This window comes from Phaeodactylibacter sp., assembly GCF_040219495.1.
Lineage (GTDB): Bacteria > Bacteroidota > Bacteroidia > Chitinophagales > Saprospiraceae > Phaeodactylibacter.
Genome location: NZ_JAVJSK010000072.1, coordinates 1 through 5,385 on the forward strand (window position 1 = coordinate 1; position 5,385 = coordinate 5,385).

The window sequence follows — 5,385 nt, forward strand, 5'->3', positions numbered from 1 at the left end:
CAACAATTAATAACTTTCGGCAATTAGAGCGTGTTGGGACTTTAGTAATCGGCCTGCAAACTACACTTTTTTGCTTATGCTTCGTCCCGAAAATCCTTCCCGCAAACTGCGGGACAGGCTATTTAGCTAAGGCTAAACTCCGGTTTTCGTGCCTCGTCTAACCAAAAAATTGTTAGTTTTCGACTAGAAGACAAAAGTCCCAACACGCTCTTAGGCCCGACGCTCTTTCTGTGCCTCCGCGTACATTTTTTGCAGCTTTTTGCGTGCAAAGAAAATACGGCTTTTGATGGTCCCCAGTGGAGATCCCAACTGTTCCGCAATCTCGTCGTACTTATAACCCTGATAGGCCATCATGAAGGGGCGGCAGAAATCTTCAGGTAAAGAGTTGACCATTTTCATCAGCTCTTTGTACGCAACATTATTCTCCCCATCATTTTCCACGGTTTTATCCCCGGAATTGAGGTAGTAATTATTGGGCGTCTGGTCGATGATCATATTGCGGCGCACCTTCTTACGGTAGTTGTTGATGAAGATGTTCCGCATAATGGTCACCGCCCAAGCCTTAAAATTTGTGCCTTGTCTGTACTTGTCCGCATTGGTAATAATCCGGACTGCTGTATCTTGGTACAGGTCTTCAGCATCAACCGGGTTGCCAGTCAGCTTAAGCGAAAACGCCCGGAGAGAGCTGCTAATGCTGTCCAATTGTTCTTGTATCTGATTTTGCACTGTATATAGCATAGTCGGTGATTTATGTTTGATGAATTAGCTTTTGTAATTAATATTTACAAATTTACAGTTCCAACATCAATTTTGCAAATAAAATTTCCTTTCGGAAAGGCTTTCTTACCTAGGTGTAGTTGATTTGACAGTTCAATGGCAAAATAGCCACCAGTCGTTAAAAATCTTAACACAACTAAACCATGCAGGGCTTCATTTGTATTTTAGAATGAATAATGCAAAACGGTAAACTTCAACGTTTGGTCTTTTTGCAGAAAAAGCCATCCAATCATGAGCCTGGTTAAAGAAACAAAAGATACGATTCTTTTACATCGCAACATCCGTTTTCTGCGCAAGCAGCTGAAGCTCAGCCAAGAAGAGCTGGGTAAGCGTATTGGGCTCAACCGAGGGAACATTGCTTCGTACGAGAACGGCAGTGCCGAACCTAAAATCTGTAACCTGCTCAAGCTCTCCAATTTATTTGGCGTCCCTATTCTGGATCTCACCAAGCGAGACCTGAGCGTAGAAGACAATCTGCAGGCGGCCAATGAACATTATGAGGCCCCTTCTGCTAACGAAGCTGAACTGCTCGGGCAGTTTACTAAGAGAGCAGAGGAACTCCTCAATGTAATCAATAGTATACATACTTGCTTTGAATATAAGACCAACTCACTTGACGAATCGACGCGGGCGTCCAAATCTTATCAAATGGCCGCTATGAAATTTGAAGAGCTGTATGATGCATCAGAAGAGTTGGCCGGCAACCATAAAGCGCTTATCGATTTCGTAAAATGTCATATCAAAGGGAAATAATTATTTTTTATTCAAATATTTATCTCTAACTCTTGATTGTTGTTCGTTCTTCCCTTATATTTACGGTAAAGTAAAGCAGAGGTGATCTATCACGATTCTACATATCAAAGCATTCCCCACCCTGTTTCAAACACTAGCTACAACTGCTAAGTTAGACCATCCAACACAGAACAGAACTAAGGCAAACTCAAACACTGAACGGCACTCAAACAGACTGTGTAGCTTGAGTTTATGTTCCATTCCATGCTATGCCGTCTTATTCAGTAAGAAACCAAATTCCCGGTAATAACCCAGCCGGAGATTGAGTTGAATAATGAATCTAGTTACTCAAACGACCGTAAAATCATGTGCACAAAAACTCCCCCCGTCGAAGTCATTCGTCACCGAAAACCGTTTAACACTATACAATCTTTACTCCTGCTGACAGCCCTGCTGCCTAGTGTTTGCCTTTTCGCGGCAACCACCACTTCAGAACCTCATCCCTTTCAGTTTACGGAGTCTGATTATCAGGAAGTTCAACGAATAGCAAAAGCTGAAGGCAAGCTCTTCTTCCTGCATTTTACAGCAGACCATGTGGAGCAGTGCGTATGGATGGAAAAACATACCTTTTCAAACCAAAGGTTATCAGCCTATATTAACAGTAACTACCTGGCTGCTGAAGTAGACATTGAAAAGCCTGAAGGCGCGAAGCTTCAACATCAGTTTGAGATCAATCAACTGCCCACCACGCTGATCTTCAGCACAGAGGGTGAGCTCATCGGCGGGCTGACAGGCAAGCAGACTGCAGATGAAATGATTGCATCCCTGCGCAATTACGATACCCCGGAGTACCGGATTATGCCAGCCAAAACGAAAGGGGGCATTGCCCGTCCGGTTGCCTACCGGGCTGTCAAGCATAAGGTTTCCCGCCCCCGGCTTGTCCCTGATGTTTCTCCTGTTGCCCATCAGGGTTATTACCCGCAACAAGTAGAGCGGCCAAAGCCTGCGGCAGCGGTAACTGCTCATCGGGAGCAATACCCAAGCATTTACAACCGTCCGCAAAAGGTACAACACTCCAGCCTGCCTCAGGCATTCTATTCTGTACAAGTCGGAGTTTTCTCCAGCCATCAGAATGCCTTTAAAGAAAAAGCAAACCTGGCGCGTTACGGAACGGAGGGGCACCTCCTGCCATTTAAGGGCTCAGACGGGCACACTAAATACCGGCTCTGTGCAGGTACTTTCAACAGTAAAGCCGAGGCGGAGATTTATCAGAAACAGGTAACCCCAAGATATCCTGACAGCTTTGTCAAGAGGGTTCAAAAATAGACTGGATGCCATGGGGTCAGTGCAGCCGGAAAAATGAGCCATTTTGACCCCGTAATGATCCCCGACACCTCAAATCTAATAATGGAATGGAATAGCTGATTAAGCCAGTGGCCTTACTCCCCCCGTATTTCCAGGCTACTGGTATTTTCTAGCTTAACGGATGTTCTTCATATAGAGCATCCGTTTTTTATTTTTGCCCTTCACCAACTCGAAACCGATGCCTACCCTACTCCTTCGCAATATCCGCTTCCTCGTATTAGCCGAAACAGCCCCACAGCCAGCCTACAGCGGCAGGCAAATGCAAAATATCCCGATTCTAGAAGATGCTTTTTTGCTGATAGAAGACGGACGCATCATGAGTTTCGGGTCGATGGAAGCCTGTCCGGAGCGCGCTGACGAAGTCGTTGACGCCAGTGGGCGTGCTGTGTTGCCGGCCTGGTGCGATTCCCATACCCACCTGGTGTTCGCCCGCAGCCGGGAAGAGGAGTTTGTAGACCGCATCAAAGGCCTGAGCTACGAAGAGATTGCGCGGCGCGGCGGTGGCATCCTCAACTCTGCCCGCCGCTTGCAGGAGGCCTCCGAAGAGGAGCTCTTTACCGACGCCTGGCTGCGGCTGAAGGAAATCATCACCTACGGCACAGGCGCTGTTGAAATTAAAAGTGGCTATGGGCTGACGGTGAAGAGCGAGCTGAAAATGCTGCGGGTCATCCGGCGGTTACGCGCAAAAGCCCCTATTCCTATTAAGGCCACCTTTCTGGGCGCTCATGCCTTGCCACCAGCCTTCAAAGCCGACCGGAAAGCCTACCTTGATCTCATCGTGAACGAAATGCTGCCCCGCATTGCTGATGAAGGGCTGGCCGATTACGTGGATGCCTTTTGTGAAAAAGGCTTTTTTACGGTGGAAGAAATGGACCGGGTCATGGAAGCTGGTGCCAGGTACGGGCTCAAAGCTAAAGTGCACACCAACCAATTCAACAGCATGGGCGGCATTAATGCGGCAGTGGCGCGAGGTGCCATTTCCGTGGACCACCTGGAAGTGGTTTCGGATGCAGAGGTCGAAATTTTGAAAAGTGGGCAAACCATCCCAACCCTTTTGCCCTCGGCCCCCTTCTTTATCGGAGGGCACTATCAACCCGCCCGTAAGCTGATCGACGCAGGACTACCCGTGGCTTTAGCAACCGATTACAATCCGGGGTCAACGCCCTCGGGCCGGATGCCCTTCGTTTTGTCGCTTGCGTGCATCAAATGTGGCATGCTGCCGGAAGAAACCATTTGCGCGGCAACCATCAACGGGGCCAGAGCGCTGGAACTGGAAGCTGAGCTGGGTAGCATCGCCAAAGGCAAACGAGGCAGTTTCATACTGACGGCCCCAATGCCTTCCCTCGCTTTCCTGCCTTATTCGTTTGGCACCGACCTTATAGAGCGGGTGTACATTGACGGTCAGTGCCGGGTAGATAAGCGGTCTGTATTCCTGGATTGATGCTTGTCGGGTATTTTGCCTGAACAGGAGCGGGCCTCTTCAGCAGCAGGCAAGGTAAATTTTGAAGCCGGAAGTATGCGCCATAAAGCAGACGGCATGCAATGTAATAAAGTACAAAATCACATTTCTTAGAGCGTGTTGGAACTTAGTGATATTAAGGATGTCGATACTCTCGGCTTGTGGGTCCCCACTACCGGTAAATATCTCAATCATGTAGGGCCCAATACCGGCTACGGCTTAAAGAAAGGCGAGTTCTATTACCGGAACTATATGCTGACGGCTAATTTTGCCGCTTACGGTATTAACGATTACCTTTCCATAGGCGCTGGTTTTGACCTGGCCAGCAGCATAGGCCAAAACGACCATCCTCTCACCTATGCCATCGCACCAAAAGTTAACATCCCCATCCGGAAGGACTTGATTAATTTGGGCATTGGTGGTATTTTTTTTGAAGCTTCCAGACTATGAGGGCGGGTTTTCCACGCATAACCTTTACCACGCTACGCTTTCGGCAGGCACCCCACACCGCCACTTCTCTTCCGGCCTGGTGATGGCACAAGTAGAAGGCAACCTCAGGCCTTCTCCCGTTTATACCCTCAGTGCACTTTGGTCTGTTACTTCCTTCTTTGCATTACAGGCCGAGCTGTTCACCGGGGCGCCCGTAGACGGGACGGTTATCCTGCCCGGTATTCAACTGATGGGCCGCTGGTTGGATTTCAACCTATTTTACCCTTTGGGAAGGTTGGAACGAGACTTCTTCGCCAGCCCAATCCCCCTGGCCAGTTTGAGTTTCAAGATCAGTCGCTAATGCGTTGTCAAGCGTGAAATACGCCACGTTATTTCGGACTGCCCACATTAGTGCTTTGTCATCAAAACCCAACATCTTCCAGTTCTCCTTGTTTTAGCAGCAAACGCATTAGAGCGTGTTGGGACTTTGCTTTTGGAGCGAACGCAGCCAAATTTTGTTCTGATTAAGGCGTGATGAGGGAACATAGCCTTAGCTACGTGACCGAAGAACAACGAAGAGCAGGACAAAATTTGGCAAGAGCAGCCCGAAGTGTAAAATCCCA

6 protein-coding genes are annotated in these 5,385 nt (G+C 48.3%); 5 read left to right on the top strand and 1 reads right to left on the bottom strand.

The features are described from left to right. Positions 1–210 precede the first annotated feature (210 nt). Positions 211–738, bottom strand: a complete 528-nt coding sequence (locus tag RIC19_RS10625) for an RNA polymerase sigma factor (RefSeq protein WP_350178295.1) — start codon at positions 736–738, stop codon at positions 211–213. A gap of 270 nt (positions 739–1,008) precedes the next feature. Here RIC19_RS10625 and RIC19_RS10630 point away from each other — a divergent pair, with 270 nt between their 5' ends. The 5 genes from RIC19_RS10630 to RIC19_RS10650 all read left to right on the top strand — a co-directional run bounded on the left by RIC19_RS10630 (position 1,009) and on the right by RIC19_RS10650 (position 5,123). Continuing rightward, the gene (locus RIC19_RS10630) at positions 1,009–1,530 is read left to right on the top strand and encodes a helix-turn-helix domain-containing protein (protein WP_350178296.1); all 522 of its coding nucleotides are present in this window, start codon (positions 1,009–1,011) and stop codon (positions 1,528–1,530) included. 345 nt (positions 1,531–1,875) lie between these two features. Next, positions 1,876–2,835 (top strand): thioredoxin fold domain-containing protein, encoded by a 960-nt coding sequence (locus tag RIC19_RS10635; RefSeq protein WP_350178297.1) that lies wholly within the window; start codon positions 1,876–1,878, stop codon positions 2,833–2,835. A 217-nt stretch (positions 2,836–3,052) separates the two neighbouring features. Next, positions 3,053–4,315 carry an imidazolonepropionase gene (hutI, locus tag RIC19_RS10640; RefSeq protein WP_350178298.1) on the top strand — a complete coding sequence of 421 codons (1,263 nt, stop codon included), beginning with the start codon at positions 3,053–3,055 and terminating at the stop codon, positions 4,313–4,315. A gap of 135 nt (positions 4,316–4,450) precedes the next feature. Beyond that, complete coding sequence (locus RIC19_RS10645; protein WP_350178299.1) at positions 4,451–4,783, top strand: hypothetical protein; 333 nt, start codon at positions 4,451–4,453, stop codon at positions 4,781–4,783. After that, entirely contained in the window at positions 4,764–5,123 is a 360-nt protein-coding gene (locus tag RIC19_RS10650; protein ID WP_350178300.1) for a hypothetical protein, read from the top strand. Before RIC19_RS10645 ends, RIC19_RS10650 begins: the two co-directional genes overlap by 20 nt. The last annotated feature ends 262 nt before the right edge of the window (positions 5,124–5,385 follow it).

Coding starts and splice junctions, on each gene's coding strand:
- RIC19_RS10630 (WP_350178296.1), top strand. CDS start 1,009: ATGAGCCTGGTTAAAGAAACAAAAGATACGATTCTTTTACATCGCAAC.
- RIC19_RS10625 (WP_350178295.1), bottom strand. CDS start 738: ATGCTATATACAGTGCAAAATCAGATACAAGAACAATTGGACAGCATT.
- RIC19_RS10635 (WP_350178297.1), top strand. CDS start 1,876: ATGTGCACAAAAACTCCCCCCGTCGAAGTCATTCGTCACCGAAAACCG.
- hutI (WP_350178298.1), top strand. CDS start 3,053: ATGCCTACCCTACTCCTTCGCAATATCCGCTTCCTCGTATTAGCCGAA.